The sequence below is a fragment of the Oleiphilus sp. HI0067 genome, from assembly GCF_001635735.1.
In genome coordinates this window covers 1-943 of the sequence record NZ_LWFI01001031.1, presented here as the reverse complement: position 1 = coordinate 943, position 943 = coordinate 1, and the positions used below count along the sequence as shown (strand labels likewise).

Below are 943 nucleotides of genomic sequence, written 5' to 3'. Positions count from 1 at the left end.
TTCTTTGCAGCATTTCCTATGCTCGCAGCCGCTTGGGCACTCTATATCTCGAGAGACTACGACACATTTTTAATGTATTAAGTCCAGTTAAAACCAATCAAAGAGTAGTGACGCGCCAACTCTTCACTGCTCTGATTTCACGCAAGAAATCAATTAATAGTCACTAACAAGTCGCTTCGACAAACTTGAATGGCTCGATATCAAGTCCGATAGATCACCACTTACCAAACCACCATCCAATACTCGCCACTCACCAGCGACCATCACTGCATTCGCGTTGTGCGCACCACATAACAGGAGTGCAGCAAGAGGATCATGACTTCCAGAAAATCGTGCCTCATCCAATTTGAATAAGGCAATATCCGCTTGCTTTCCAACTGCGAGCTCTCCAATATCAGAACGTCCTAAAACAGACGCTGAACCTTTCGTTGCCCAACGGAGGGCATCAAAGTGCGTCACCTCATCGGCCTCATAACGCAGTCGATTGATTAACATGGCTTGTCGTACTTCTTGGATCATATTTGAGCCATCATTAGATGCAGATCCATCAACACCCAGCCCGACTGGCGAACCGTGTTCCTCCAATTCAAGGGTTCGGCATATCCCAGAAGCAAGCACCATATTGGATGAAGGGCAATGGCAAACGCTCACACCCGCCCTACCTAAGCGATGCAACTCGTCGTCATTAAAATGAATGCCATGCGCAAGCCAAACATCATTACTCATCCAATTGACGGACTCTAAATAGTCCACGGGGCGCATACCAAATGTTTTAAGGCAGAAGTTATTTTCATCTTCAGTTTCAGCCAAATGGGTATGTAATCGAACACCGTGATCGCGCGCCAAAGAGGCTGTTTGCTTCATCAAATCAGTAGTGACAGAGAACGGCGAACATGGCGCCAGCGCGATATTCACCATAGATCCTTCTGAGGCATCATGATAC

Annotated in this window: 1 protein-coding gene; it reads right to left on the bottom strand. The window is 46.8% G+C overall.

Annotated features, from left to right (window positions below; all coding sequences use genetic code 11):
• Positions 1–153 precede the first annotated feature (153 nt).
• Positions 154–943, bottom strand: a 790-nt coding sequence (locus A3739_RS13930; RefSeq protein ID WP_156502592.1) for an amidohydrolase family protein, incomplete at its 5' end; no start/stop codon positions are given.